The following is a 26,925-nucleotide window of genomic DNA, read 5'->3' as shown; positions in this document are numbered from 1 at the left end:
AAACGACTCTCTTGAAGCAACCCCGGAATGCTCGACACATAGCCGATGCCGAAGAAATCTATGGCTCCAAATTAGCTTTGAGGTTGGGCGAAATAGCCCCCAACAGACTTAGGAGTCGGTGCTTTGCAATTTCTGAATCTCTTGGCCCCGGTGCGAAGATCACGCAGTCCGCAGCTCCGGGAATGACCTCGAACTCTTTCCAAGAACTAGAAGGCGGAGGGAAAATCACGAACCCGCCCATCGGGTGACATCTTACTATTCCGCCATCAACTGACCAACCGAGAGTGCGGCGATACTTCTCGACCGTTTTTGGCTTGGGGTCTTTGTGATGGTGCTCCGCGCTCGCGAGAGTAGCGTCGCCGACGACGAGAATACGCTCGTCCCCGACCGTTATCCTGAGCAGGTAGTCCGGAGTGCATTTCTCTTCCAGTCCCAGAAACGGGCGCTCCGGGTCCATTTGGGGCGGGAACAAGAGCAGTCCGAAATCGTACGCTAAGAGCGAACGGAAGGGGAACTTATGCGACCCGCCGTAGCCCGGCTGGCAGACGAAGCGATCGAAATCCGTCGGGCATCTGGTGTTCGGTATCCCAGGTGTAGATGCCGGTAAGGTTGATGTGCTCCCAACTGAGCGGCGAAATATGCTTCAACAAAGTATCGGGAATATTTCGACCCTCTCGCTTCAACTGCGTGATTGCGCGGTCGAGATAGACTGTATTCCAGTGGACGATTGCACTGACAACGAGGTTGAGACCAGAGGCGCGGAATGCTTGGCTCTCGAACGACCGGTCGCGGATTTCGCCCCGCTCGTGGAAGAACACAGCGCGTTTCAGCTTATGAGCGGCCTCGCCCTTGTTGAGACCAGCTTGGCATCTCCGCCGTAGTGCCGGACTTGAGTACCATTCGATCATGAAGAGCGACCTTTCGATACGGCCGAATTCGCGGAGCGCCCTCGCGAGATGGCTTTGCTTTGGCGTTGCGGACAATTTCTTGAGGATGGTAGATGGCACCACGGACCGCGTCGTGATCGACGCCGCAAGATGGAGCAGATCGTCCCAATGGTCGAGGATCAGATTGGCATTGATCGGCGCCCCGATGTGGTTCGACAGCGCCGGATATGCATCACCCTTCTCGAACGTATGGAACTTAAGATCTTTGAGATTACGCAGTCTTGGTGAGAACCGCTTTCCGATCAAGGCGAACAGCCCGAACATATGATCACTGGCACCGCCAGTGTCGGTAAAGTGCTCCTGGATATCGAGGACCGTGTCCTGATCGAAGAGCCCGTCCAGCACATAGGCCGCCTCGCTCTCGGTGGGACTGATGGGCAAAATGCTGAAGTAGCCGTATTGATCTGACAGATGGCTATAGAATTTCGATCCGGGCTCGCTACCGTAATGCAAATTGATGTCGCCGCGCTTTGCAGCCCGGTCGCTCGCACGGAAGAATTGGCCATCGGACGATGACGTTGTGCCATTGCCCCAAAGGCGCGAATGCGGATGCTGGGTGTGGGCATCGGTGATGCACGCTTGAGCCGTGCGGTATGTCTCCGATCGCGCGTGGAATGTGCGCATCCACCCAATCTGGTGAGCGCTAATCCCTTTGGAAGCGCCCGCCATTCGTTTGGGACCAAGGTTCGTAGCATCGGCCAGTACACCAGCGAGCATTGCAGAGACATTTTTTGGTACGTCGCCGGTCCGAACATGCGTGAACTGATCCGCAAAGCCGGTCCATTCATGCACTTCCCTTAACAGATCGGGAACCTCGACCAACGGATACATATCGCTGATCTCGGCATTCAGTGCCTCGGCGGCCGCAGGGATTTCGCTGGCGGTTGGTGTGATGATCAACGTTCCGGCCTCAAGACGAACTCCTTCGAGCTTTCCGGATCGTGCCCTGTGCGCCAGACGCTGCAGGTTGAAGTCGAGCATCTGACGCGCTTCGGCAAGCCACTGCGCGCCATCAGCTTGGACACCTAATCCGAGACGATCCTCCTCCTTCAACGTGATGAATGTTGTTCGCGGCATCAAATGCTCGTCAATGGGCCGGAAAGATCGGCTGCCGTCGACCCATATCTCCGCAGATCGAAGCCGGTCTCGCAAAGCAGCGAGCGTTGCGATCTCGTAGAGTCGGCGATCAGGTTTTTCTCGTTCGAAGATGAGCCGCCGGTCAGTTTGGCTAAGGTGGGTGAGCGGGACGCGATCAGGGAGCGTCCGTCGCTTCTCGGCATGAAGCCGTTTAAGCAGCGCAATTGCCGCTAGAAGTGGATCGTGGCGAAGCGCCGAGCGGAACGCGAATGCCTGAAGGAATGCACCAGTGTATTTGTGGACGGTCGCATATTGCTCGGCTGCTACGATCAACGACGGCGCCTCGTTGTCGTCGACCATCGACTCGAGCTCAGGCTTCATCCGAAGCAGTCGATCCCAGCCGACTCTTTGGTCGAGAACATCCATTGCATTCCGACCATTGTTGTTGGCGGACTGCAGCGCGGTGATCGTATCGAGAAACATGCGCAGCGCTTTGGCGGTGTTCGCTCTGCAGTCCATCTGCCGCTGCTTCTTTCGGTTGTTGGCTTGCGAGAACAACTTACCCATCAGCTTGATGAACATCGTCACCGCATCGTCCGTGAGCTTCTGACAAAGCTTGATGACTTGAGCCACAATCAGAGCGTGGCGACGGCTGGCATTGAAGTCGTTGGCAAGCCAGGCCGGGGTTGCGTTACCCTCCCGGATCATCTGGCCCCACCGTCCTGCTGATATGCGCGCCTGTAACGTCGGATCGATCTCCAGCTGCCGCAGAAAGGCTATCCGCTCTGTCAGCCCGACCAGATTCGACGAACCTGGCGCTTCTGGCGCCGAGCGTAGCCAATGGAAGCGCGTCTGGCCGATCGACGGGTCCACTTCTAACAGCCGGTCCAATGATCGGAGCGTATCGAGCGGGATCTCTTTAATCAGAGTTGTCTCTGCCCAACGGCGGGCTATCGCACGGCCGGCAAGGCCAATCCGTTCGATCGTGTCGTGTAGCGCGGCAATCAGGATGAGACGCTGGCGACAATCTGGATGAGATTCTTAGGTCGCGGTCGAGATCAAGTTATCACGCTGATTGTCGCTGACAAGTTCTTCTTCGTTTTCTGATTGCCGTTCCGCGACAGCCTGCGCCGAGGTTCTGATTGTCGCGAAGGAAGCTGGCCGACCCCGTTGGCGCTTTTCCTCAAGGGCCGTTCTGCGCCTATAACTCTCGACATTCATCTCGAAGATCGTGGCGTGATGTACGAGCCGGTCGACTGCTGCGAGTGTCATGGCAGGATCTGGAAAGATCCGGTTCCACTCTCCAAACGGCTGGTTGGCAGTGATCAGGATTGATCTATGCTCGTATCGCGCTGAGATCAGCTCGAAGAGTACGCTTGTTTCCGCCTGGTCCTTTGTGACGTAGGCGAGATCATCGAGGATTAGCAGGTCGTATTTATTGAGTTTGTCGATTGCTGACTCAAGTTGCAGTTCGCGGCGGGCGACCTGGAGCTTCTGTACAAGATCGGTTGTCCGGGTAAACAGGACCCGCCATCCGTTCTCGATCAGCGTAAGGCCGATAGCGGCAGCAAGATGGCTCTTTCCGCCGCCGGGCGGACCGAACATGAGGATGTTCGCTCCCTTGGCGAGCCAACTGTCGCCGGCAGTTATTGCCATAACCTGCGCTTTTGAGATCATGGGTACAGCGTCGAAGGCGAAGCTGTCCAATGTCTTACCGGGCGGAAGGTGTGCCTCGGCGAGATGCCGTTCAACCCTGCGATGGGCACGCTCTGCCAGCTCGTGCTCGGCAATCGCCGACAGGAAGCGAGCTGCTGGCCAACCCTCCCGATCTGCCTGTTCAGCAAATCGTGGCCACAGGGTTTTGATTGTCGGCAGCCGAAGTTCATTGAGCATGATGCTGAGCCGTGCTTCATCGATGACGTGGGCGTTCTTCATGCGGCTTCTCCCTTGCCGATCAATGCCTCATAACCGGTGAGCGATGCGAGCTGCACGTGAACGGTAGGCAGCCCGGCTGGATCCGGGCCGAAGAGCGTTCGCATGGCGGCTGGATCGGGTAGGTCACCGGCATCGAGTGTCCTGGCCAATTCTTCGGCAAGTTCGCGTTCGCAGCCGCGGTCATGAGCCAGCGCCAGAAGCTCTACGGTGATTTTGCAAGCCTGCTTGTCAGGCAGTTGTTCGATGAGGGTCTCGAAAGCTCTGCGATATTCCTCCCGCGGAAAAAGCTTGTCGCGATAAACGAGGCCCCGGAGCGCCATCGGCTTTTTGCGCAGGGAATGGATGACGTGGTGGTAGTTGACGACCTGATCGTGCCGCCCGTCAGCGTAGCCACGTCCCCGGCGCAACGTCATCAGGTGCGTACCTCCGACAAAGACATCCAGCCGGTCGTCGAACAAGCGAACTCTTAGCCTGTGGCCGATTAACCGGGACGGCACGGTGTAGAAGACCTTGCGCAAGGTGAACCCACCGGTGCGCGATACCGTCACCACGATCTCTTCGAAGTCCGTCGTGCGACGCTCAGGCAGCGGCTGCAGATGGGATCGTTCCGCATCAATGCGTTTGCCATGGGCAGCATTGCGACGGCTGACGATCTCGTCGACAAAGGCGCGGTAAGAAGTGAGATCATCGAAGTCTGTGGTGCCTCGCATCAGCAGGGCATCATGAACGGCGTTTTTGAGATGACCGTGGGAGCTTTCGATCGAGCCGTTCTCATGGGCGACGCCTTTATTGTTGCGTGTCGGCGTCATTCGATAATGGGAGCAAAGCTGGTCGTATCGGTGTGTAAGATCGACCTTGGCATCGGCGTCAAGGTTGCGGAATGCAGCCGACAAGCTGTCGCTTCGATGATAAAGCGGCGTGCCGCCGACAGACCAAAGGGCATTCTGAAGCCCTTCAGCCAGAGCGACAAAGCTTTCTCCGCCGAGAATGACGTGGGCATGTTCGAAGCCGGACCAGGCAAGCCGAAAGTGATAAAACAGATGATCAAGCGGTTCGCCGGCGATCGTTACGCCAAGGCCGCTGGCGTCGGTAAAATCAGAAAGGCCCAGCCGGCCCGGCTCGTGCGTCTGGCGGAAGATTATCTCCTGCGCTTCGCCATGGACAGCACGCCACGACCGGATGCGTCGCTCGAGCGTGCGACGGATACCTTCAGAAAGGTCTGGATGCCGGCGCAGCATCTCGTTGTAAACAGCGACAGCGCGGATGCCAGGTGCTGCCTTGAGGAGCGGGACGACTTCTGTCTCGAATATCGGCTCCAAAGGATCAGGACGGCGGCGCTCGCGTGGCGCTTTGCTATGAGATGGAAGTTGCGTCTCTTTGCCGAGACGATAGGCTGTGGCCCTGCTGATCGACGCTTTTGCAGCGGCAACCTCAACGGAATGCATTTGTCGATACTTCATGAAGAGTCTCATCTGATGATCGGTTACATGGCGACCCGGCACAAATTGGTTCTCCAATACAGAAAACCGCAAATGTACCGGACCGACCGCGATCTTGAGACGCCAAAATCTGCGCCACGCCGAGGTATGACTACGATCGGGCTACGCCCTCCCTCCGTCACACCCCGGCGCGAGTCTCATCCTGATTGACGCTGAATCTCATCGAGATTGCCGCTAAACAGTGTCGATCGCCGGTAGAAGAGCGCCGCGTTCACGAAACGCGACGACAATCGAACTGACTATCGCAGCACCGTCGTCGGACGTCGCCGCCGCCTGAATTGCAGACAATAGCGCGGCGCGGCGATCTTGCAGCGTCGCGCTTCTCGTATCCAGATACATCATTAGCCGTGCTGTGTGATCCCGACGGGTTTCTTCACGGCGTGCATAGAGCGAAAATGCTTCCGGGGCGGCGCCGATCTGATCAGCAACATATTTAAGCATGGCGCGTGGCGGAATTTCTTCTGCCCCCAGCACTCGACCCGGGTATCGCATCAGACATAACTGAATGGCAAAGCCAAGCCGGTTGTGATTACGTCTGCGCAGTTCGATCTCCAGGCGATCGGCCGGTGACAATGAGTAGTGTCGGATTAAGCTGTCCTCGTCGACAGGGATATCGACAAGCTTTCGGCGATCTTGATCTTTGAGAAGCTTGCGCTTTGCCATAGCCCGACTCCATTCATAACCAATCTGCGCTTAGCGTTGTCGAGTCGGGCCGGACACAGAAATCAAAACCAGCGAATATCGATGGCAATCCACAGAGATCCAATGCCCAAGATCTAATCTACGGCATTGTTCATGCTTCGTTCGGCCTTAGCGTACGATTTCGGACTGCTCTTGTTCTGACCCCTGCTTGAGCGATGCGATCGTTCGATTAGCGCTCGCCTCAGAGGGGCCCTGCAAGTCTACGGCCAGAAAGCCCTGGTGCAAGGGCAAGGGCATGCTCAGCACCGTCGCTGCGAGAATGTCGACCACCATGGCCTTGCGTCTCTGTGACGCTTTAAGCCCGGCGGCAGCGAAGCCGATAACGACTGCATTTTCGCCCGCGAGAACCAAGTCGATCGCTATGACTTGCAACAGCGCGGTAGCCCGGCGCCGTCAATATTTCCATCATGGGCAAACTCCATATTCAATAAAGCACGAGGCAACGCAGCACGCTACTCCGATTTGAATGGATCGTACTTGAGTGCGAATACCGCCGCGGAGCCGGCGACGACCAGCAGCACACGGACAATGTGGTGGAAGACAACGAAGGGCACCTCGATGCCGAGCGACAGAGCGATCAGGCTCATCTCGGCGACCCCGCCTGGGGAGTAGGCAAGCATAGTGCCGACGAACTGGTCCCCTGTGATCCGCGAGATCAGGAATGCGAATGCAATCGACACGGACAACAGGAGGACGGTCGAACCGAACGACAACTTCAGCACCCTCAGGATCAGTGCCGGAGCAGTGTTCACGAACCTGCATCCGACGATGGAGCCGATTACGACCTGGGCCGCTCCTAGGAACACGCTCGGTAGCAGAAAGTCGGTAATGCCACTAAGATGAAGGCTCGCGCTCACGACCATCGGGCCGAGCAGATATCGAGCTGGCAGGCGCAGAGCGACGCCGACCCCTACCCCAATTCCGATGGCCGCAACGAACCAGCCGAGATCGCGCGGATCGATGGCGTCCAGCGGCACGTAGCTCGAACCGGTTCGGCTGATCGCGTGCCCGGTTACCAACTGGATCAGGAATGGCAAGCAGAGAACCACGAGGAAAATGCGGGCGGCATGGATAAGCGAGATCATGCGCTCGTCGCCACCGCGTTCGGCGCCCAGCGTGACCATCTCGACCAGTCCACCCGGCATCGCCGAAAAGAAGGCGGTCGGATGATCGAACTTGCCCACTTTTCGGAAATAGACGTAAGTTACAGAGGCTGCCGCCGCGATGAAGAATACCAGTCCGCCGAGCGAAACCATCCATATCCGGAAGTGTTCGAACACAGCCGGCGAAAACGACGTGCCGAGCATGGCGCCGATCGTCGCCGTCATCGGCGGACGAGCAAACTTTGGCATGGCAAGCGGCATGCGAAGCAACGCCCCTGCCCCGCAGAAAATCATGGCGCCAAGTAGCCAGGCAAGTGGCATATGAAAATGCCACATCACCCAGCCGCCAAGGCTGCCGACCGAAATGGTCAGCAGGAACTTGGCGAATGCAGGCATGGCCATCACGACACCTGGTAGCTCGCAGTGACTGCAGTATGTGTCACCACAGGCGGGTTGGCGAAGAACGACCCGACCAGCCGGCGCCACTCCTGAAAGCCGTCGGAGTCCCTGAAATCCACGGTGTGATACTCGACCGTTTCCCACTGCACCACCAGACGGTAGACAGACGGGTCTTCCACCACGCGCTGCAGATTAAGGCCATGGCATCCTTTCGCGCGGAGGAAAAGTGGGGCGGCTCGCGCCACACCATCTTCGAAACTGGCTTCCTCGCCCGGCTTCACCGTGATCTCGGCAACTTCATAGATCATGGATTCACCCCGCCTTCTGTACGTGCTCTGCATCGATCGTGCGCTCTTCGCCTGTCGCGATCATTGTTCGCGTGGCATCTATGGACGCGTAGGTCCAGAAGATGCGCATAGGTTTGTCGGACGCGTTGATGAAGCGGTGCGGAACGTTCGCCGGAATCCAGGTCGTGTCATTGGTGTCCAGATGATGCTGGACGCCGTCGATCTCGGCAATCGCCTGGCCTTCGATGACCATGACGCTCTCTTCGCAATTATGCTTGTGGAGACCGATGGCAGCGCCGGGGTCGAAGGCGGTGATGCCATTGATCATGCTGGTTGAGCCGCACTTGCGGGTGACGAGCGGCGTCGTCCGCGCGCCACCACCCCGGTCGTTGGTCTTGAGTTCCTTGGGACGAAGGATTGCTGCTTCAGACATTGTCGTATCCTTGTTCTTCGTAATGCGGTTACTTGGCCGGGCCGACCCACACCGTCTTGATGTTCACGAATTCCCTGATGCCGTAGACGCCGAGCTCGCGGCCGTAACCGGAACGCTTGATGCCGCCGAACGGGTAGCGCGGATCGGAAGCCACCATTCCGTTGATGAAGACGGCGCCAGCGTCGATATCGCGAGCGAGGTTGCGGGCACGCTCCAGGTCTGTCGACCAGAGCGCGGAGCCGAGACCGAACTCGGTCTGGTTGGCGAGACGGACGGCCTCATCCGCATCCTTGACGCGGATGATTGCGGCAACCGGACCAAAGGTTTCCTCGCAGAATGCCACCATGTCGGGCTTGACGTTGTCGAGAACGGTCGGCGGGTAGTAGTAGCCGGCACCTTCGATCGGCTTGCCGCCTGTCTTGAGAACCGCACCGGAGGCCAGCGTCCGCTCGACCTGGCTGTGAAGCCCTGTCATCAGATTTTCGCGAGCCATCGGACCGATGTTGGTGTCACGTTCCATCGGGTCGCCGATCTTCAGCTTGGCGACACCTTCCAAGAATAGCTCGACAAAACGGTCGGCGATGCTTTCTTCGACGATGAAGCGCTTGGCATTCACGCACGACTGGCCGACGTTAATGTAGCGAGCCTTGACCGCTACCCTTGCCGCCTCTTCCAGGTCGGCATCGGCGAGAACGATGAACGGGTCGGAACCGCCAAGCTCGAGGACCTGCTTCTTTAAGGCCTTGCCGGCTTGCGAGGCAACGATGGCGCCGACCTCCGTGGAACCTGTCAAGGTGACGGCAGCGATGCGATCATCAGCAATGATTCCCGCGACCTTTGAGGCATCGATAATGAGGGTGGCGAACAGTCCCTCCGGGCAGCCGGCCTCCTTCATGATGTCCTGAATTGCGAGGGCGCATTCCGGCACGTTGTTGGCGTGCTTGAGGATAGCGCCGTTACCCGCTGCGAATGCTGGCGCCGCGAACCGGAAGAACTGCCAGAAGGGGTAGTTCCAAGGCATGATCGCCAGCACCACGCCGAGCGGATCGAACTCGACAACACTCTCGGTCGCATTGGAGGGTACAGCTTCGTCCGCCAGGTACTTGGCGGCATGCTCGGCGTAGAAGTCGCAATTGTATGCGCACTTCTCGATTTCGCCCTCGGATTCAGCGATCGGCTTGCCCATCTCTCGGGTAATCATCTCCGCATACCGCGACTTCCCGCTGCGCAGTGCCTTTGCCATGTTCTTCAAAAGGCCGACACGTTCCTCCACCGGAACCTTCCGCCAAGCCTTTTGCGCGTTGGCAGCGGCCGTGAGCGCATTGTCCACGAAGGCGTCGTCATGCAGTTCGTAGCGGGCAAGTTCCTTACCGTTCGCCGGATTGATTGAAACGATCATTATCTTCTCCTTTGGAATTCTTTAGGGAGCCGCGCTGTCGCCAGGCCGGGCTTTCCACCGGGCCAGGAACCGAGCGCTGTCGAGTGTGTTTTTTGAGGGCACATATTCGAAGCCGATTGCGCCGCTGAATTTATGTTTGGCGAGCACATCCAGAACGCCGTCGAAGTCAATGGTTCCGGTCCCCGGCTCATGGCGCCCGGGATAGTCTGCGATGTGGACATGGCCGATACGGTAGGCATTCTCATCGATCCAGGAAATGACATCCTGGCCGTTGCTTGCCGCATGGAATGTATCGACCAGGAGGGTGACATTGCCGGGACCGAAAGCATCCTGAATGCGCACTGCATCTTCAAGTCGTGAAACGGCGTAGCCCGGAACTGCGGCATGACCGATTGCCTCGATTAAAACCCGGGCAGAAGTCGCTGCGGTCTGCTCCACCGCATAGGCGATGTTGGACATGTAAATGTCCCACCACATCTCCGTTGCGCTGACCTCTGGAACACCAGCCATGGGGTGGACGAGCGGCACGCCCACTTCGAGAGCATAGTCCAGCGACTTGTCGAACGAGGCTCTGAAATCCACGTCCCGTCCCGCAAGCGCCGAAATCCCCTTTTCCCCCTTGCTGGCATCACCGGTTGCGGCGGCTAGCTGGGTGAAGACGAGGTTGTTGTCGGCCAGCAACTCCCTCATCCGCTTCGGTGGGATTGCGAAGGGCTGAGGATGCTCGATGGCCGTGAAGCCCGCAGCAGCCGCTGCAGCCACACGCTCCTCCAGCGGCAGCTCAGTGAAGAGGTAGCCAATATGCGCCGACAACCTGTTCACGGTCATGCTGCCGCTCCCAAGGGAGACGCGCGCCCGACCGGGAAGTTGATACCATGAGTGATGCCTTCCTTTTGCAGGTCCTCGATAACGTTGCCTGTGATTGGAATGCCTTCGGCACGGCGCTGTGTCTCACGGCGTTCTTCCGGTTCGCCCGGCATCATAATTTCATCGACGTTGGCCGCCTTTGGCAGCTTCTTGATGCGTTCATAGAACTCGTCCATGCGTGCATCGAAGTCCTCAAGCGACATGAAAAGGTCCGGCTTGATGGCGAAGAACAAGTGGCCGACATTCTGCGGCTCACTGTGATCGAAATAGAGGCTCTTGACGTCACCGCCGAAGTTGGCGCCGGTCAGGACGCCGGACATCAGATCCATCAGGGTCGCGAGAACGGAACCCTTGACGCCGCCAAATGGAAGGCAGACGCCTTCGAAGGCTTTCTCGGCGTTGGTCGTGGGATGGCCATCGACATCGAGTGCCAGACCTTCCGGGATCGGCTCGCCCTTCATTGCCGCCAGTCTGATCTTGCCACGCGCGATGACCGTCATCGCCATGTCCATCACGTAAGGCGCGTGCTTGCCACCCGGAATGCCAGCCGCGATCGGGCTTGCACCGAGGAACGTCGTTCTCCCGCCCCACATGGGGATGGCTGGCGACGAGTTGGTGAAGATCATCGAGATGTAGCCGGCCTTGATGGCCTGAAGTGCGTAAAGTGCGCCCATGCCGAAATGCGTGCTGCGATGAACGCCAACGAGCCCGATGCCGTTCTTCTCCGCGAGCGCCACAGCTTCATCCGTCGCGCGATGCGACGGTATGAAGCCCATGCCGTTGTCGCCGTCCACGAGGGAGACGGCGCCAGCAACTTTCTTGACGGTAACGTTGGGCTTGGGATTGACCAAGCCCTTGGACAAACGCTCCACATACATGGGGATGCGGGAAATACCGTGCGAGTCGATGCCGCGGAGGTTTGCCTTGATGAGATCGTGGCCGATGACGCCAGCGTCGGCAGCCGTCATGCCCGTTTTCTCGAATATTTTGGTTGCGAACTCAATGAGCTCGGCTGTCTCGAAATACCGGGTTTCAGTCATTTTCAAGAGTCCTCTTTCATATTTAAGACAGTGTGACCGCGCCGGTTATAAGCGCGGCGAAGAGCATCAGAGCGGTCAAGACGAGTGTCCACTTGAGCGCGAAACGTTGGAAGTCCCCCATCTCAACCTTCGACAGCCCCAACAGAACGTAGAGAGCGGCGACGAGCGGGCTGAGCTGGTGGACCGGCTGACCGATCAGCGAGGCGCGGGCGATGACTTCCGGAGCGATGCCGTATTTCGCAGCCGCTTCGGCTAGAACCGGCACGACGCCGAAATAGAACGCATCGTTGGAAAGGAAGAAGGTGAAAGGCGCGCTAATCAATGCCGTGATAAGCGGAAGCAGGTTGCCGTGCCCTTCGGGGATCATCCAAACAATACTCTGCGCGAGGGCATCGGTCATGCCCGTACCCTTGAGAATCCCTGTGAAGACGCCAGCAGCGAAAATAACCGAGACGACGGCGAGAACGCTCGGCGCGTGAGCCGAAATGCGCAGGCGTTGTTCGGGGAGCGAGGGGAAGTTGACCGTAATGGCAAGTGCGAATGCGATGATGAAGAGTACGACCAGTGGCGCGACATCGGCAACGAGGAAAACCATCAGAAGAACAGTCAGGACGATGTTGAAGGCAGCGCGCCAGCCGGTTGCGACCTTCACGCCTTCCGGGCGTTCCGCATAATCCTCATCGCGGAACTCCGGTTGCGGACGATCGGTGGGCAGCGTCAAGGTACCCAGACGCTTCCGTTCCTTAAGACCGAAATAGCAGCAGATAGCCACCGAACCCAAGGTCGCCGCAACGATCGAAGGCAGCATCGGCAGGAAAACCTGATTTGCCTCAAGATGCAGAGATGCAAGCACACGGGCCGTGGGGCCGCCCCAGGGCATGATGTTCATGATGCTGTTCGGCATCAGGATGGCCAGCGGTAGGATGAGCGGGTTGATCCCGAGACGACGGTGCAGCGGCATCATTGCGGAAACGCAAAGCATGTAAGTTGTAGAGCCATCTCCATCGAGCGATATGATGGCAGAGAGGATCGTCGTGCCCACGATGACGCGCAGCGGATCGCCGTGGCAGATCTTCACCACCAACCGAACGATCGGGTCGAACAGGCCTGCATCAATCATCAGACCGAAATACATGATGGCGAAGAGCAGCAGTACCGCCGTCGGCGCGATGGACTTTATGCCATCAACCATCATTGCTGGAAGCTCGTGTCCAAATCCGCCAAGAAGGCCAAAGAGGAATGGCACGAGGATCAGCGCAATCAGCGCAGACAGAGTGCGGGTCATTATTGCGGTCATGAAGATCGCAATCATTGTGTAGGCAAGCATGGTAATCACGAAGCAGCTCCATCAGAATTCTTCTCGCCGACGCTGTCGACGCTAGAAGTCCGGGTTTCGTGCGTTCTCGCATTCATTTTCCGCAGCAGATATGGAACGATCAGGATTGCGAACGAGATGGCGATGAGAACGGCAGAGAGAGGGGTTGAAACAAGGGTAAGTGGGTCGCCCTGACCGATAGCGAGTGCACGGCGGAACTGGGTTTCGGCCATGGGTCCGAGGATGAGTCCGATCAGCACAGGAGCAATCGGGAAATCATAGACGCGCATGACGTAGCCGAGGCATCCAATGGTGAACATCAGGACCAAATCGAGCCAGGAGTTGGAAACACCCCAGATGCCGACCAGCGAGAAGATGAGGATGCCCGCATAGAGATAGGGCCGCGGGATCAGCAGCAGACGCACCCATAGGCCGACCAATGGTAGGTTAAGGATCAGCAGCATGATGTTGCCGACATAGAGCGAGGCGATAAGACCCCAGACGAGATCGCCGCTGTTGATGAACAGGAGCGGACCGGGCTGCAAACCGTAGTTCTGGAACGCGGCGAGAAGAATGGCGGCGGTCGCAGATGTTGGAAGGCCCAGTGTCAAAAGCGGAACAAGAACACCGGCGGCAGCGGCATTGTTGGCAGCCTCCGGTCCGGCGACACCCTCGATGGCACCAGTGCCGAAATCTTCCGGATGGCGGGTCAGTTTGCGCTCGATGGTATAGGAAAGAAATGTCGGAATTTCCGCGCCACCGGCAGGCAGCGCACCGATCGGAAATCCGAGCGCGGTTCCACGGATCCATGGCTTCCACGACCGCTTCCAGTCTTCGCGGGTCATCCACAGACCGCCGGAGATGGGATTGAGATGAGGCGGCGCGAATGCAAAGCGGCTTGCGACGTAGAGCGCTTCACCGACCGCGAAAAGCGAGACGAGAACCACCGTCATATCGACGCCATCAAGCAAATCCGGCAGGCCGAACGCAAGGCGGGAGACGCCCGTCTGCCCATCAATGCCGATAAGGCCGAGAGCAAGACCCAGGAACAGCGCAATGAAGCCCCGCAGCCTGGACGTGCCCATGACGACCGACACCGACATGAATGCCAGTACCATCAGCGCGAAGTAGTCCTGCGGCTTGAAAATGAAGGCAAGCTCGGCGATTGGCGGCGCGAGGAAGGTGATGCCAACCGTCGCGATGGTTCCTGCAACGAAGGATCCGATGGCGGCGGTTGCAAGGGCTGCGGCGCCTCGACCGTTACGGGCCATCTTGTTACCCTCGAGCGCGGTCATCATCGAACCGCTCTCGCCCGGCGTATTCAAAAGGATGGACGTCGTGGAACCGCCATACATTGCGCCGTAGAAGATACCGGCGAACATGATGAAGGCACCGGTCGGATCGACGTTTACTGTGACGGGTAGCAGGAGCGCGATGGTAAGCGCCGGGCCGATACCCGGGAGAACCCCGATTGCCGTTCCAAGAAATGTGCCGACGAAGGCCCACATCAAATTGTGCGGTTCAAGTGCGGTCGAGAAACCTTGTGCGAGTGAGTAGAAGGAATCCATGATCAGACCCCCGCCACAGGCAGCAGCCCACCAAGCGGAACGCCCAGCAGCCGGAAACCGTACCAGCAGGTGAGGGCAAAGGTTGCCCCGATGACCGTGTTGAACACGTAGCGACGCGATTGGAAGGCACGCGTGGTCAAGACGAAACTCGCCGTCGCAGTGATGACGAAGCCAAGCGTCGTCATCGTCAGGATCGGAATTCCTGCGCCAGCTGCGGCGAAGGCGAGTGAGCTACGAGATGGAGGAAGGTCACTTGCGACATCTTCCGCCTCCTGTGCCTCAAAAGGCACGCCACGATAAATCTGGAACGCTAAAATTGCGCCGAAGAGGACCAGACCGGCACCGATGAGGGTGACGGTAAAGCCAGGCCCAAGCTCTGCATATTGGGCAAATTGCGGTAGTAGAGAAGCCTGGTAGAGCCAGACCAGGCCGAAGGCGATGACGCCTGCGGCAATCCAATACGGACGTTCGACCATGTTCATCGCCTCCGGCCCTAGATCACTTCGTCAGGCCGACGTCTTTGAGCGTCGCGGTCTGGTTTGTTACTTCCTGGTCGAGAAACTTCTCGAAATCATCGCCGGAAAGGTAAGCGTCTTCCCAATTCTGCTTTTTGAGCGTTGCCTTCCAGGTTTCTGTGCCATGCATCTTCTCGAAACGATCGAGCCATGTCTGCTTTGCTTCCTCGCTCATGCCAGGTGCGCCGACAATGCCGCGCCAGTTGCCGATGACGACGGGATACCCTGCTTCGGTCAGGCTCGGCGCATCGATGCCTTCGACGCGCTCCTTGGAAGTGACGGCTATGATGCGGATGCGACCAGCCTGTGCCAGGGAGCGGAATTCTGAAAGGCCTGAGATCGCAGCCGTGGTGCTGCCCCCGGCCAGTGCCGTCACCACTTCGGCGCCGCCGGCATAAGGGATGTAGTTCAGTTTGGAAGCTTCGAGGCCGTTGGATTTCGCCAGAAGTGCCATGGCGATGTGGTCTACACCACCTGCGGAACCGCCGCCGATGGCAACGCCGCCGATGTTTTCCTTCATCTTTGCGGCGAGATCATTGATCGTCTTGATGTCGGAATTGGTCGGTACGGCAATTGCGCCTGTATCGTTGGTCAGGCGAACGAGCGGTGTAACATCTTTTAGCGAAACCGGGGAATTATTGAGAATGATGCCTCCGATCAGGATCGCACCCATGGACATGACCGCATTGTCGTTGCCCTTCGACGTGTTGACGAACTCCGCAAGACCGATCGTTCCGCCAGCACCGCCGCGGTTGGTGAACTGAGCACCGTCGGTGAAAATCTTTTCCTTGCGCATGGCTTCAAAAGGCAGACGGGCCATTGCATCGTAACCACCGCCCGCGCTTCCCGGCGCAAGCACGACGGCTGGATCGGCCATTGCAGGTGCAGTCATGACGGCGAACGCAATTACAGCGCCGAATACGCTATTCAGTTTCATGGAATCCTCCCAAGAGTAAGCCAGGGCGCGAGACCTCCAACGCCCTTAACAACAACGTCGCCTCCTTGCGATCATTGTTGTAACTAATGACTTAAGACAATTTGGAGCGGCTTGCAAGTATCTGGTGCGAACATCCTGGGTTATTGTAATGAAAGACAGGCAACAGGAATGAACATGGCCAATCAGCTGCACAGGGCGCTCGCCGCCAAAATACTTCGATATGTCAGGACGAGCGGGCTCCAGGCCGGTCACCACCTTACCGAGGCGTCGCTGTCTGACGTGTTAGGCACATCGCGCGGCCCTATCCGTGCAGCGCTGGCTTTGTTGATTGCAGATGGCTACGTTCAGCAAATGCCAAACCGCGGCTTTTTCCTCGGTAATGTCATCGCCGAGCCGACTTTACCGGCGGCCGAGCAGGACGCGTCCAGCGACGATGAAGCGCTTTACCTGTCGATCGCTGATGACCGTCTTATGGGTAATATTGCGCGTACGGTGTCGGAGCCAGATCTAATGCGCCGCTACGACATCTCGCGCCCTCGCCTGAGGCGTATCTTGACACGTATCGCCACTGAAGGCTGGATCGAGCGGCGGGAGGGCCGTGGCTGGTCGTTCGTGCAATTGATCGACTCCGTCGAAGCCTACCGCGAATCATATGAATTGCGGCAAATGCTGGAGCCAGCCGGGCTCATCAACGACTCGTTCAAGCTGGATGAAACCATCCTCAGCAGATTACGCCAGCAGCAAGTGATGGTACGCGACGGGGGCTGGAAATCTCTTAGTCAAATTGAGCTTTTCGAGACCAATGCGCAGTTTCACGAAGGCCTCGCGCAGATGTCCGGAAACCGCTTCCTGCTCGGGACGATAGAGCGACAGAACCAGCTACGAAGGCTGGTTGAGTATCGGCAAACGCTGAATCGCGAACAGGTGCGTGGCCAGAATAACGAACATCTTGATATTCTGGACACGCTCGAAAAAGGGCTTCGCTTTGAAGCCTCGCAAATCCTCGCTCACCACCTCGGCAACGCCAAGAACAGGAAAGCGCGTAGCGCGATTTTCGAGTCCGCGATTGAGTAGAGGCACCGCCTCAGTGGTGCATCCTCAGCCGGAAATCGGCCCTCTCCCATGCCCGACCTGTGAATTCTCATTTGAACGCCGGCGCCCAAATAACCTTTGGATTGTCTTATCTGTATATAAATGATAATCCTTAGGTTGAGAGTCTTTGCGATCATCGGGGAGGATGTACGTGAAATCGACGTTATTGAACGCTACCACTTTTGTGATGCTGGTGTCGCAGTTCGCCATTTGTGCGGCCGCAGATGAGCCGATCGCACAGACCGCAGAGGGGACGTTTGTCGGATTAGTAACAGAGCGAGGAGAGGAATTCCTGGGGGTGCCATACGCCAAAGCGCCTGTCGGCGATCTGCGCTGGAAGGCGCCGGAGAAGATGGCAACGTGGCAAGGCGCTCGCGATGCCAAGACCCTGCCGCCTGCCTGTCCCCAAAAGTTCAACGCCGACCAGCGCGTCTCGTTATCACAGAGCGAGGATTGCCTGTTCCTCAACATCTATCGTCCGAAGGATAGTGCAGGGAAAAATCTTCCCGTTGCTGTCTGGCTTCACGGTCGTGGCAATACCAATGGCTCAGGCAGCAATCACGACGGCGGCACGATGGCCGAGCGGAATGGCATAGTCGTCGTGACCTTAAACCATCGCCTTGGGGCGCTGGGCTTCCTCAACCACCCTGCACTTCAGAAGGAAGCGAAGGATGGGCTGGCGGGCAACTACGGCATAGCCGACATCAAAGCGGCGCTTATCTGGGTGAAGGACAAGATCTCCGGATTTGGCGGGGATCCCAAGAAGGTCACCGTCTTTGGTGAATCCTCCGGCGCGACCAACATCTGCGCCATGGCGGTAACGTCTGCTGGGGTGCAGGGCCTCTACCGCGGCCAAATCATCGAGAGCGACGACTGCTTCCATGACATGGAGACGGCCGAGGGCTCTGAAGTTAAAGCCGTAAAATGGTCGGAGCAGAGGGGCTGTAAAGCGTCAGAAGACGCGGCATCATGCCTGCGCAAAAAGTCGGTGGACGAGATTATCGCCGCCGGAGGACGCTGGTTTCCTCAGGTCGACGCCAAAGGTCTTCTGACCGAATACGGTGTGGATGGCATTGCGTCTGGCAACTTTTTGAAGATCCCGACGATCATTGGCTCCAATCGAGAGGAAGGCCGCAACGCTGGGCCGAGCTATTTCAAGTTCACCCAGTCCGACTACCTGAAAAGGGTCGAGCAAATTGGCGCCCCGGACCGCGCCGAGCGCATTCTTGAAAAATATCCGGCGAATTTACATACCGACAAAAAGCACCCGATCGCCGAAGTCGTGACCGATGTTATCACGGACAGCGGTATGCGCGGCCTTGGCGGCTGCACGGTGCGCGATGCGGCAATCAAGCTCTCCCGGATCGCCCCGACCTATTATTACCAGTTCGATGACCCGGGGGCTCCGGTTACCAATGAGGTCGAAGGTTGGAAATTCGGCGCTGCTCATGGCGCCGAAGTCCCATACCTTTTCCCGCGCCATGACGGCATCGACGAAGCATCGAGGAAGTTCGATGCCGGGCAGCGCCAACTCTCCGACGATATGATCCGCTACTGGGGTGCCTTCGTGCGCAGCGGGGCGCCGCGGGTCGATGGTCTCCCCGATTGGCCGCAGTTCGGCAAGGAGCAAAAGGCAATGATGCTCCGGCCCGCAGGCAAGAGCGGAATCGTGACCAGCGAAGAGATCTCCAAGGACCATCAATGCGACTTCTGGACGTCCATGCCCTGGATCACCGACCGGGGCTAGGCGTCGAGCAACAGCTGTCCGTCGGGAAGACCAAACATGGGAGGAGAGAATGAAAGTGATCAACAGAAGAGCCTTTGTTAAGGGCATCGGAATGTCGGCTGCAGCAGTAGCCGTTTTGCCTATAGCTGTTGCGGCCAAGGAGTCGACATTGAAACCATTTCGGCCCCGCTTTGCCTATGTTGGCTCGCGGACGACAAAGGAACGGAAGGCCCGCGGCAAGGGCATAGAAGTGTATCGTATCGGTCAAAATGAAAGTGAGTGGGAGCACATCCAACTTCTCGATGGACTGACGAACCCGTCCTTCCTTATCACCGACGCCGAGCGCCGCTTCCTCTACACGGTCCATCGTGACGAGTCCGAGATTACATCCTTCGCAATCGACGCCGACATCGGGAAGCTTCGAAAGATCGCGACGGCATCGACCCAAGGCAAGAACCCGGTTCATCTGGTCATACATCCGAGCTCCCAGACGATGCTCGTTGCAAACTATGCGACGGGCTCCATCGTGACGATACCGATTTCGACCGACGGCACTCTCAGCCAGGCAGGAGACCCTATTTTCCTGCCTGGAGAATCGGGTCCGCATCGAACCGAGCAGACGATGTCCCATCCCCACCAGATCGTCGCGGATCGTTCGGGCCGCTTTTTTCTGGTGCCCGACAAGGGTCTCGACCGCATCTTCACCATCGCCGTCGATGAGCGCGGAAAGCCTGAGATCGTGACATCGATTGCTACCCGGCAGGGCGCCGGCCCAAGACACGCGGTATTCAACCCACGAGGCGATATCGTACATGTCGTAAACGAACTGGATTCGTCGATCACTGCCTATGGATTCGACAGCACCAGCGGTGCCCTCACTCCGATCGAAATTGTTCCGAGCGTGCCTACCAGCTTCCTGGGCGATAATCGCGCCGCTGCCATCGGTGCTTCAACCGACGGCAGCCAGCTGTTTGCAACCAATCGCGGTCAAAACACAGTGGTACAGTTCAACATCGATGCCGCCTCCGGCAAGATCTCCGACCCGAGATGGCACCAGACCCTTGGCAAAGGACCCAGGTTCGCGAGTCTCTCTCCGACAGGGAAAACGTTGTTTGTGGCAAACGAACTGACCGATACCGTGGTCGCATATGACTTGAGGGCAGAAGGAATGATGACGAACCCTACTGAAACAGCTGCGACCGGTAGCCCGGTCTCCATTGCATTCGCCTGATCGTCTGAGAGCAGTCATGAAAATCCTTTTTCTCAGCGGAGACGGTATCGGCCCGGAGATAGCGGCGGCAACGAAGTCGGTGCTTAAAGCCGCCGACCGCCGGTTCGACCTCGGGCTTGAGTTCTCAGATATGGAAATCGGCCTCGCGGCACTAAAGTCTCGCGGCACGACGCTGCCGCCAGAGGTGCTCTCGGCGATCCCCGACCACGACGGCGTGGTGCTTGGGCCAGTGTCTCATTACGAATATCCCAGCAAGCAGGAAGGCGGCGTCAATCCATCCGGCGCTTTGCGCGTCGGCCTCGAACTCTTCGCAAATATTAGGCCCTGCCGGTCCCGTCCGGAACTGACCAATCTTCGCAAGCCGATGGATCTGGTCATCGTCCGGGAGAACACCGAAGGCTTTTACTCCGACCGCAACATGCATGCCGGTGACGGAGAGTTCATGCCCGATCCCGACATGGCGCTTTCAATACGGAAGGTCACGGCTCGCGCTTCTGCCCGCATAGCCAGGGTCGCATTCGATATCGCCAGTGGTCGGCGTAACAAGGTTACAGTCGTTCACAAGGCAAACGTAGTCAAGCTGTCCGATGGCCTGTTCCTCCGTGAAGTCCGCAGGGTCGCAAGAGACTACCCCGACGTTGAACTGGAGGAACTGATAGTCGATGCGGCAGCGGCCATGCTGATCCGCAAGCCAGATCAGTTCGACGTCATCGTCACCACCAACATGTTCGGAGACATACTGTCTGACGAAGCGTCCGAGCTCTGCGGCAGCCTCGGATTGGGCGGGGCGATCAACATGGGCGAAGGTGTCTGCGTCGCGCAAGCACAGCACGGTTCAGCGCCGGACGTAGCTGGAAAGGGCGTCGCGAACCCTACGTCGCTTATCCTGTCCGCAGCAATGCTCCTGGCGTGGCGAGGTCGCCACGGTGGAAACAGCAAGCTCGAACAAGCAGCTTCTGGGATCGAAGCCGCCGTCGATAAGGCCTTGCTCGATCCCGACCTGCGGACACCAGACGTAGGTGGCCGAGGCTCTACCACCGAATTCACCAACCTCGTTTGTCAGACGCTGTCGTGACTCCGGCGTTACCTCCGGTGGCAACAGTTCTTCAGTATGGAATGGAACGGGCCAACCCCACAGTAGTCGAGCATTCTCGCTTTCGATCTCACACCGAGGGACGGATATCCGTTATTGGTATCTGGATTTTGCTTCTCGGGCGCGCTCATTAAGACGGCATAGGCAAATCGCTGGGGGCGGCTGATCTGCCGAGGCGGAACGACTCTGAGGTTTCAGTTATGACCCCGTCGGGGGAACGTGATGCGACATGAACATCTTCACGGGCGAAGGCGATTGCTGCGGTGCGCGTGCTTACCCGAGTCGGCGCGTTTGGCGCGAGCCTTTCGGCCAAGGAGTTAAGCCGGAACCGCAGCAGCTTTATCAATATTTGGATAATGTTCGTACAACCACAGCATGAAGTCTCCCGAGCACCGATGCTCTTTAATTGTCATAAATCAAATTATTTAACAACATAGGGGCGCTGGCAATGTTCTTCGAGACAACCCATTTGGCGGGGCGGCTGGTTTGCTTCAGGCCGCCGGGTAAGCTCTCTCCGCCTCGATATACCTGAATGGTTTTGAAGCACAGAAGCATCGCATTTCAATCGATTTGCTACGAAAATTTATTTCAAGGATGAGAAAAAATATCATTGTAATATCTATTAATACAAAACATTTTATCTATCGTCTATTCAGTGTTGGAGGAACATTTTGGACAAATATCTCGCAGTTATATTCGCCGCTGCCTTCGCGGCATCGTCGTCCAATGCACTCGCTCGGGTTACAGGTGATCCGCTTCAAATTGAAGGAGGTAAGGTCGAGGGCCAATGGGCTCAAAACACGGAAGTAAAGGCCTACCTGGGAATCCCGTACGCCGCGCCCCCAGTCGGCGAGTTGCGGTGGGCGGAACCAGGCCCAGTTGTTCCCTGGAGCGGAGTGCGGAAGGCCGACAAGCAGCCGGCGATGTGCATGCAGACGCTCCGAACGCCGGGAACCATCAGTATAGAGGTATACGGCAATCAGAACCTCCCGATGAGCGAGGATTGCCTCCACCTTAATGTCTGGGCGCCCGCAGATGCATCTTCATCGTCAAAACTTCCGGTCTTCGTCTGGATACACGGCGGCGCGTTCACTTCTGGCTCAGCGGCGAAACCTGAGTTCAACGGCGAGCGCTTGGCGAAACGGGGTATAATCGTCGTATCGATAAATTATCGCCTGAACATATTCGGTTATTTTGCCCATCCCGACCTGACTGCGGAGTCACCGAACCACAGTTCCGGCAACTATGGTGCCCTTGATCAGGTTGCCGCATTGAAGTGGGTCGAGAAGAATATCTCCTCGTTTGGAGGGGATCCCGGCAAAGTGACAATCGGCGGTCAGTCCGCGGGCAGTACCAGCGTGAACAACCTCATGGCATCTCCCTTGGCACAGGGGTTAATCGACGGGGGATTGGCTCAAAGCGGCGGCGTGACTGCTGCTCAGACGAAACCTCTCAAGGCTGCCGAAGATGAAGGGAGGAAGTTCTCCCGTATGCTCGGCGATCAGTCGATCAAAGACCTAAGGGCGATGCCCGCTGAAGTAGTGCTTTCACTTTGGTCCGATACGAAAACCCGCTTTGCGGGTCCAGTGGTCGATGGATATTTCCTCAAGAAGTCGGTCGGCGACGTATGGGCGGCGGGCGAACAGGCGCAGGTTCCGTATTTTGTCGGATGGAGCAGAGATGAGTTCTACGAGAACATCTACAACCGGACCGAGGACGAGTTTGTCAAACAGGCGACCAAAGAAGTGGGTCTGGAACTCGTCGCGGAGATGCGGACGCTCTACGGCGCCAAGGACGATGTGACAGCGACAGCGGCGCGTGTAGGATTCTCGCGCGATGCCAATTTTGGTCTCAACACCTGGAACGCGGCGTCAAACCAGGCAAAGGGACAGTCGCCGACCTATCTCTATTACTGGACCCGACTAAGCCCATTCTGGGAAGGACAATCGTTTCAGGAGAACTCTCCGGCCTCGCTTCTCGGCGCATACCACGGCTCGCAAGTCCCATACGTTTTCGGCACGCTCGATGTGCTTGATCGGGAATTCACGGCGCGTGATCGGGACCTTTCGGATCTCTGGCAGGCCTACGTAGCCAACTTCGTGAAAACAGGAAATCCAAATGGCAAAGGACTTCCCGACTGGCCGACCTTCGATAACACTTCCGAGAAAGTTCTGGAGATCGGCGACAAGACCACCGTCGTAGACCTGCCAAACAAACTCCAAATGGATTTCTTCCGGAAGATGGTGAAGAAGTGATAGAAGGGCCCCGTCAAAATGCTGGGCGGGGCCAGTTTAAAGTTTGGAACCCCAAGTCGCTCCTGGTGGTTTTGACCACGTAGCGCCGCAATTGTTGACGATGTCCAGCCAGAAGGAAAATATCACGCAAGGGATAGATCGAGTGATCGTCTAGTTGATGTTATGTCTTTCCGACATCACCGATGACAGATGTGTATGTCGCCGGAGGCCAAGCACTTCATCCGATCGTCTCAATCAACCGGCCCTTGTTTACTTTTTTCCTTCTGCTTTATCCTTCCATACTAACCGACGGACCAGTGCAGACCGTCGGCGAGAATAAGCGGGTGCCACCATTGGGTAAGACGACGGTAGCCCCCACTTTGAACGATATTCCTGAGGAGCCAGCCCGTACTTGACCCGCAGATGCCTTTTCAAGGACTTGAATTTCAGCCCGTCTTCCAAGCAGATAATCCATTCATCGGTAACCGACTCATGGCGTGGAACAGCTGGCGAGCGAGTGGATGCGATGACGTCTGTGGGGCTGACTGAAGCTGCCTTCCTAAGGCTGCTCGACACGATAGTTATCAGTCCGGGTAGCGCCGCTGCCGGTATGTGGTTCTTCTTCACCCACGCGCTTACAATCTTCGCGGTCGCTTCAACTGAGGGAAGACACGTCGTCAACCCTGATGGTTGAAGCGCGGTTTCTATCTGCTTTGTCAGGTTTTTAGTCACGGCTGGCTTCTTCACCACTTGATATTCACCCTTATTTTGCTTTTTAGGATTAACTGTAAGCACGATTGATCAGGCTGGCCTTTGCAGAAGCTTCTGCGTGAAGCGAGCACGTGTTGTTCCCGCACTTATACGATGCGCCGAGACAGAGACTGCCGGAGAAGCGGGCTATGACGCCATGAACGGTCGGTGTCAAAAACGGCGACGTTCCCTGTCATCCATGAACGGGATAGCGGAGGCTGGAGGAAGCAAGTTCAGTTGAACTCGTGGCTCAGCCGGCGGCGGGAGACGTTGGCCTTCCTGATCAAGACGGGATAGACACAGGCATCAATGTTACCACCAAATTTTTGGGGCAACGAAGAAGTTGGAGACCAATTCCCTCTGCGTCCAGTTGGGCGAAGCTGCCATTATTCATTCTTCGCGGGTTCCCTCATAGTAGCAATTGTCGCGCTCTGTAGTGCTGCCCAGATCAGGGCAAGGCAAGGGCGGCTGCCTTCATTAAGGTGCGCGCGAAACGCTTCAGCAGTCGATTACCATTATCGACATAAAGTTACACAGTGTCACGTCTAACGGTGAGAAGACTGCATTGGCGCGATTTGCCACCGCGAAGCGATCGCCTGGAGCCTCTATTATAGCGTCGAAGGTGTCCTCAACGACGATAACTGCGTGAGCACTTCCAGCAATAGTAAGAAAACCGGCATCAACTTCGCAAAATCAAAACGAATGCAAAACGATCGACCCGATATTCAACGTGCTGATGTGAATCAAAGCGGGAGAGTGTCTTCAGATTGAGCGGTCTTGGAGGTTTTCTTCATACCCACTTCCCATCGAAATAGGCCGTTACCAACGCCGTGTAGCTAGCCCACCATTGCCGTATCGCATCTCCGTGCCTAAAACCCATCGCGCTGACGTCGCGAAGTTCGTCGCGGCTAAATGGTGCGTGCATCCGATCGTCAAAGGAAAAGCTCAGACCGTCCAGCCCTGCGATCAAACCCGCTTGGTAGCTCGACATAATGGTACGAACATCGTCCGTGCTGAAGCCGAACGACGGATCGCTAACAATTCGTTGAATTTTCTGATCACAGATATGAGCATGTGCCCAGGCATGCTCCGGCCGGTCATCGAGAGGCCGGAATCTGGCCAGCCGGGCAAGTAGAGCGCTAGTCCGCCCGCATCCTGCCTGCGCACCGTCCATCGAGAGACTCGCCAAGGTTTTTCCGGCACGTATTTGAACCTTGCCCTTTACCAACATCCAGCCAAGCGGCTTTCTCTCTTCGCCGTTCAACGGACTTTCTCCCATCCTATCGTCTGAGATCGATTGACCAAACGGTCGGGAAATGTCGGAGCCTGAAAATAATAGCCTTGAAAATATTTCGCACCGGCTGCCTTCGCAGCGTGCAGGTCATCAGCACTTTCTATCCCCTCCACCACAACGATCGGCGCGAACTCGCCGACGAGGCTTACCAAATTCCGGAGCTTAAGCTGCCCCTCGTTGGAAAGCCGGTTGCGCACATGTGACCCATCAATTTTAACGATGTCAGCGTTGGCTTCGCAGGCAAAATTGGGGCAACAGTGGCCCACGCCGAAATCATCGATAGCGACACGTGCGCCGACCCCCTGGACGGCCGAAATAAAGGCCATGGCATCGGTTACGCTTGGCAGTATTGCAGTTTCAGTGATTTCAATCACAAGCCGTTTGGCAATATCGGGTCGTCGGCGCAACTGTGCAAAAGCGGATGTCCACCAAATGTCATCCACAGCAGAGAGCGCCGAAACATTGCAGCCCATAACGACGTCGTGCCGATACTCGAGCTGACGGAAGATCTCCCGAACGACGTGCCAGTCAAAGACCCGCATCAATCCGAGGCGTTCCAGGGCGGCGATATAGGTTCCGGGAAGAACGACGGCACCGTCTGGATCCAACAGTCGGGCAAGGCACTCGTGGTAAAGCGGTCGGTCGTAGCGTTCTCCACCCACAACGGCCTGCTCGGCAAAACGCATCTCACCGACATTCAACGCATCATAGGCGAGCGCTGCGGCACACATATCCATCCGGTATTGTCCAGGGTCGAGTTCGACAAGCGGAGCGATCTTCTCGGTCTCTCCAAAATGAGCGCTCAAACTCGGTACGATCTGTTGAGTCTTGATCGTAACCGGGCGTCGCGCGGCTGCGACAAGCGCTGCCTCCACAAGTTCTGCCCGGGGATATGCTATCGCGTCGCTGGCACGAGAAGAAATTTTTACACCCGAAGGGCTCTCGGATACCTCCCAGTCCTCCGTTTTAAAAATGTTGGAGAGGCGTCTCCAGATTTCGTGCTGTACCCGCGCGGCTACGCCATCAGAATATGCGGCCGCGACGTGAGAGAGATTATCGATGACCACATCAAAGGATCGTGGAAGTCGTCTCATGCGACCTGCCTCCGAGCGAAAATCTGACCACGGAAAAGAAGATCACGAATTTCACCGCTCCTCTGCATGCAGACAGATCGGATCAACGATAGTTCATTCAGCATGGGCTCTCGCATGGGAAACTCCTCTTTGGTGTTGCTGGCGGTCTTAAGGGTAAGACGGTGGCATCCGCGTCGCTTTCGGCCAGTCAGAGGGTCGGAGCCGAAATTGCCCATTACAGGTGTTAAGAGGCGTATGGGCATTCACGCGCTGACGACGTCTCGTAGGCTCCGCCCCTGAGATCGTCGCGGCGTACACCGATCATGTTCAGAAGGCGCAGTGGCGCATATCGTACCGGCTCGTGCTTCGGCCGGAGCAATGGCGGCAAAACTTTCCAGCGCCTTTATGA

20 protein-coding genes and 3 pseudogenes are annotated in these 26,925 nt (G+C 57.2%); 5 read left to right on the top strand and 18 right to left on the bottom strand.

The features are described 5' to 3' along the window. Positions 1-515: 515 nt before the first annotated feature. From RBH71_RS01920 to RBH71_RS01850, 15 genes and pseudogenes are all read right to left on the bottom strand, one after another. A pseudogene (locus tag RBH71_RS01920) lies at positions 516-3,014 on the bottom strand (Tn3 family transposase); the annotation flags it as partial. A 51-nt stretch (positions 3,015-3,065) separates the two neighbouring features. Then, on the bottom strand, positions 3,066-3,959 hold the full coding sequence (gene istB, locus RBH71_RS01915; protein ID WP_112155707.1) for an IS21-like element ISRel5 family helper ATPase IstB: 894 nt from the start codon (positions 3,957-3,959) through the stop codon (positions 3,066-3,068). Then, a complete protein-coding gene (gene istA, locus RBH71_RS01910; RefSeq protein WP_112155708.1) occupies positions 3,956-5,461 on the bottom strand; it encodes an IS21 family transposase in 1,506 nt (501 codons plus the stop codon). Before istA ends, istB begins: the two co-directional genes overlap by 4 nt. Before the next feature lie 174 nt (positions 5,462-5,635). After that, a pseudogene (locus tag RBH71_RS01905) lies at positions 5,636-6,121 on the bottom strand (DUF4158 domain-containing protein); the annotation flags it as partial. 279 nt (positions 6,122-6,400) lie between these two features. Further along, positions 6,401-6,566: pseudogene (locus tag RBH71_RS01900) on the bottom strand (TerC family protein); the annotation flags it as partial. Positions 6,567-6,612: 46 nt separating this feature from the next. Next, positions 6,613-7,665, bottom strand: a complete 1,053-nt coding sequence (locus tag RBH71_RS01895) for an AbrB family transcriptional regulator (RefSeq protein ID WP_112155455.1) — start codon at positions 7,663-7,665, stop codon at positions 6,613-6,615. Then, positions 7,665-7,970: an antibiotic biosynthesis monooxygenase family protein gene (locus RBH71_RS01890; protein ID WP_112155454.1), complete on the bottom strand. Its 306-nt coding sequence runs from the start codon at positions 7,968-7,970 to the stop codon at positions 7,665-7,667. Before RBH71_RS01890 ends, RBH71_RS01895 begins: the two co-directional genes overlap by 1 nt. A gap of 4 nt (positions 7,971-7,974) precedes the next feature. Continuing rightward, the gene (locus RBH71_RS01885) at positions 7,975-8,382 is read right to left on the bottom strand and encodes a cupin domain-containing protein (RefSeq protein ID WP_112155453.1); all 408 of its coding nucleotides are present in this window, start codon (positions 8,380-8,382) and stop codon (positions 7,975-7,977) included. A gap of 28 nt (positions 8,383-8,410) precedes the next feature. Beyond that, positions 8,411-9,781, bottom strand: a complete 1,371-nt coding sequence (locus RBH71_RS01880; protein ID WP_112155452.1) for an NAD-dependent succinate-semialdehyde dehydrogenase — start codon at positions 9,779-9,781, stop codon at positions 8,411-8,413. Positions 9,782-9,802: 21 nt separating this feature from the next. Continuing rightward, a complete protein-coding gene (locus RBH71_RS01875) occupies positions 9,803-10,609 on the bottom strand; it encodes a hydroxypyruvate isomerase family protein (protein WP_112155451.1) in 807 nt (268 codons plus the stop codon). Further along, the gene (locus tag RBH71_RS01870; RefSeq protein WP_025590939.1) at positions 10,606-11,688 is read right to left on the bottom strand and encodes an Ldh family oxidoreductase; all 1,083 of its coding nucleotides are present in this window, start codon (positions 11,686-11,688) and stop codon (positions 10,606-10,608) included. Before RBH71_RS01870 ends, RBH71_RS01875 begins: the two co-directional genes overlap by 4 nt. Before the next feature lie 22 nt (positions 11,689-11,710). Next, positions 11,711-13,015: a citrate:proton symporter gene (locus tag RBH71_RS01865; RefSeq protein ID WP_323687085.1), complete on the bottom strand. Its 1,305-nt coding sequence runs from the start codon at positions 13,013-13,015 to the stop codon at positions 11,711-11,713. Positions 13,016-13,020: 5 nt separating this feature from the next. Next, complete coding sequence (locus RBH71_RS01860; protein WP_111795649.1) at positions 13,021-14,571, bottom strand: tripartite tricarboxylate transporter permease; 1,551 nt, start codon at positions 14,569-14,571, stop codon at positions 13,021-13,023. Positions 14,572-14,573: 2 nt separating this feature from the next. Then, complete coding sequence (locus tag RBH71_RS01855) at positions 14,574-15,047, bottom strand: tripartite tricarboxylate transporter TctB family protein (protein ID WP_323687015.1); 474 nt, start codon at positions 15,045-15,047, stop codon at positions 14,574-14,576. A 22-nt stretch (positions 15,048-15,069) separates the two neighbouring features. Then, positions 15,070-16,023, bottom strand: coding sequence for a Bug family tripartite tricarboxylate transporter substrate binding protein (locus RBH71_RS01850; protein ID WP_112155450.1), 954 nt, complete (start codon positions 16,021-16,023; stop codon positions 15,070-15,072). 174 nt (positions 16,024-16,197) lie between these two features. Here RBH71_RS01850 and RBH71_RS01845 point away from each other — a divergent pair, with 174 nt between their 5' ends. The 5 genes from RBH71_RS01845 to RBH71_RS01825 all read left to right on the top strand — a co-directional run bounded on the left by RBH71_RS01845 (position 16,198) and on the right by RBH71_RS01825 (position 23,420). Then, positions 16,198-17,097, top strand: a complete 900-nt coding sequence (locus RBH71_RS01845) for a GntR family transcriptional regulator (protein WP_162632766.1) — start codon at positions 16,198-16,200, stop codon at positions 17,095-17,097. A 169-nt stretch (positions 17,098-17,266) separates the two neighbouring features. Then, entirely contained in the window at positions 17,267-18,862 is a 1,596-nt protein-coding gene (locus tag RBH71_RS01840) for a carboxylesterase/lipase family protein (protein ID WP_162632765.1), read from the top strand. Between the two features lie 49 nt (positions 18,863-18,911). Beyond that, entirely contained in the window at positions 18,912-20,072 is a 1,161-nt protein-coding gene (locus RBH71_RS01835; RefSeq protein WP_111802856.1) for a lactonase family protein, read from the top strand. Between the two features lie 16 nt (positions 20,073-20,088). Continuing rightward, positions 20,089-21,147 (top strand): isocitrate/isopropylmalate dehydrogenase family protein, encoded by a 1,059-nt coding sequence (locus RBH71_RS01830; protein WP_111802855.1) that lies wholly within the window; start codon positions 20,089-20,091, stop codon positions 21,145-21,147. Between the two features lie 689 nt (positions 21,148-21,836). Next, positions 21,837-23,420: a carboxylesterase/lipase family protein gene (locus tag RBH71_RS01825; protein WP_162632426.1), complete on the top strand. Its 1,584-nt coding sequence runs from the start codon at positions 21,837-21,839 to the stop codon at positions 23,418-23,420. A 249-nt stretch (positions 23,421-23,669) separates the two neighbouring features. Here RBH71_RS01825 and RBH71_RS01820 read toward each other — a convergent pair whose 3' ends face one another. From RBH71_RS01820 to RBH71_RS01810, 3 genes are all read right to left on the bottom strand, one after another. Continuing rightward, a complete protein-coding gene (locus tag RBH71_RS01820) occupies positions 23,670-24,011 on the bottom strand; it encodes a MucR family transcriptional regulator (protein WP_323687084.1) in 342 nt (113 codons plus the stop codon). 928 nt (positions 24,012-24,939) lie between these two features. Continuing rightward, positions 24,940-25,413: a hypothetical protein gene (locus RBH71_RS01815; RefSeq protein ID WP_025590924.1), complete on the bottom strand. Its 474-nt coding sequence runs from the start codon at positions 25,411-25,413 to the stop codon at positions 24,940-24,942. Then, positions 25,410-26,537 (bottom strand): EAL domain-containing protein, encoded by a 1,128-nt coding sequence (locus tag RBH71_RS01810; protein WP_025590921.1) that lies wholly within the window; start codon positions 26,535-26,537, stop codon positions 25,410-25,412. The genes RBH71_RS01815 and RBH71_RS01810 overlap by 4 nt, the downstream gene beginning before the upstream one ends. Positions 26,538-26,925: the final 388 nt, after the last annotated feature.

It is taken from the genome of Rhizobium sp. AN68 (assembly GCF_030758035.1).
GTDB classification, from domain to species: Bacteria; Pseudomonadota; Alphaproteobacteria; order Rhizobiales; family Rhizobiaceae; genus Agrobacterium; species Agrobacterium tumefaciens.
Note: the sequence above shows the minus strand (reverse complement) of the source record. Positions and strands in the feature narration are given on the sequence as shown.

Bases quoted from the DNA above. Each gene is read 5' to 3' on its own strand.
- RBH71_RS01895 (WP_112155455.1), bottom strand. From the start codon at position 7,665: ATGGCCATGCCTGCATTCGCCAAGTTCCTGCTGACCATTTCGGTCGGC.
- RBH71_RS01810 (WP_025590921.1), bottom strand. From the start codon at position 26,537: ATGAGACGACTTCCACGATCCTTTGATGTGGTCATCGATAATCTCTCT.
- RBH71_RS01835 (WP_111802856.1), top strand. From the start codon at position 18,912: ATGAAAGTGATCAACAGAAGAGCCTTTGTTAAGGGCATCGGAATGTCG.
- RBH71_RS01860 (WP_111795649.1), bottom strand. From the start codon at position 14,571: ATGGATTCCTTCTACTCACTCGCACAAGGTTTCTCGACCGCACTTGAA.
- RBH71_RS01885 (WP_112155453.1), bottom strand. From the start codon at position 8,382: ATGTCTGAAGCAGCAATCCTTCGTCCCAAGGAACTCAAGACCAACGAC.
- RBH71_RS01875 (WP_112155451.1), bottom strand. From the start codon at position 10,609: ATGACCGTGAACAGGTTGTCGGCGCATATTGGCTACCTCTTCACTGAG.
- istB (WP_112155707.1), bottom strand. From the start codon at position 3,959: ATGAAGAACGCCCACGTCATCGATGAAGCACGGCTCAGCATCATGCTC.
- RBH71_RS01845 (WP_162632766.1), top strand. From the start codon at position 16,198: ATGGCCAATCAGCTGCACAGGGCGCTCGCCGCCAAAATACTTCGATAT.
- RBH71_RS01880 (WP_112155452.1), bottom strand. From the start codon at position 9,781: ATGATCGTTTCAATCAATCCGGCGAACGGTAAGGAACTTGCCCGCTAC.
- RBH71_RS01855 (WP_323687015.1), bottom strand. From the start codon at position 15,047: ATGGTCGAACGTCCGTATTGGATTGCCGCAGGCGTCATCGCCTTCGGC.
- RBH71_RS01870 (WP_025590939.1), bottom strand. From the start codon at position 11,688: ATGACTGAAACCCGGTATTTCGAGACAGCCGAGCTCATTGAGTTCGCA.
- RBH71_RS01830 (WP_111802855.1), top strand. From the start codon at position 20,089: ATGAAAATCCTTTTTCTCAGCGGAGACGGTATCGGCCCGGAGATAGCG.
- RBH71_RS01865 (WP_323687085.1), bottom strand. From the start codon at position 13,015: ATGCTTGCCTACACAATGATTGCGATCTTCATGACCGCAATAATGACC.
- RBH71_RS01850 (WP_112155450.1), bottom strand. From the start codon at position 16,023: ATGAAACTGAATAGCGTATTCGGCGCTGTAATTGCGTTCGCCGTCATG.
- RBH71_RS01890 (WP_112155454.1), bottom strand. From the start codon at position 7,970: ATGATCTATGAAGTTGCCGAGATCACGGTGAAGCCGGGCGAGGAAGCC.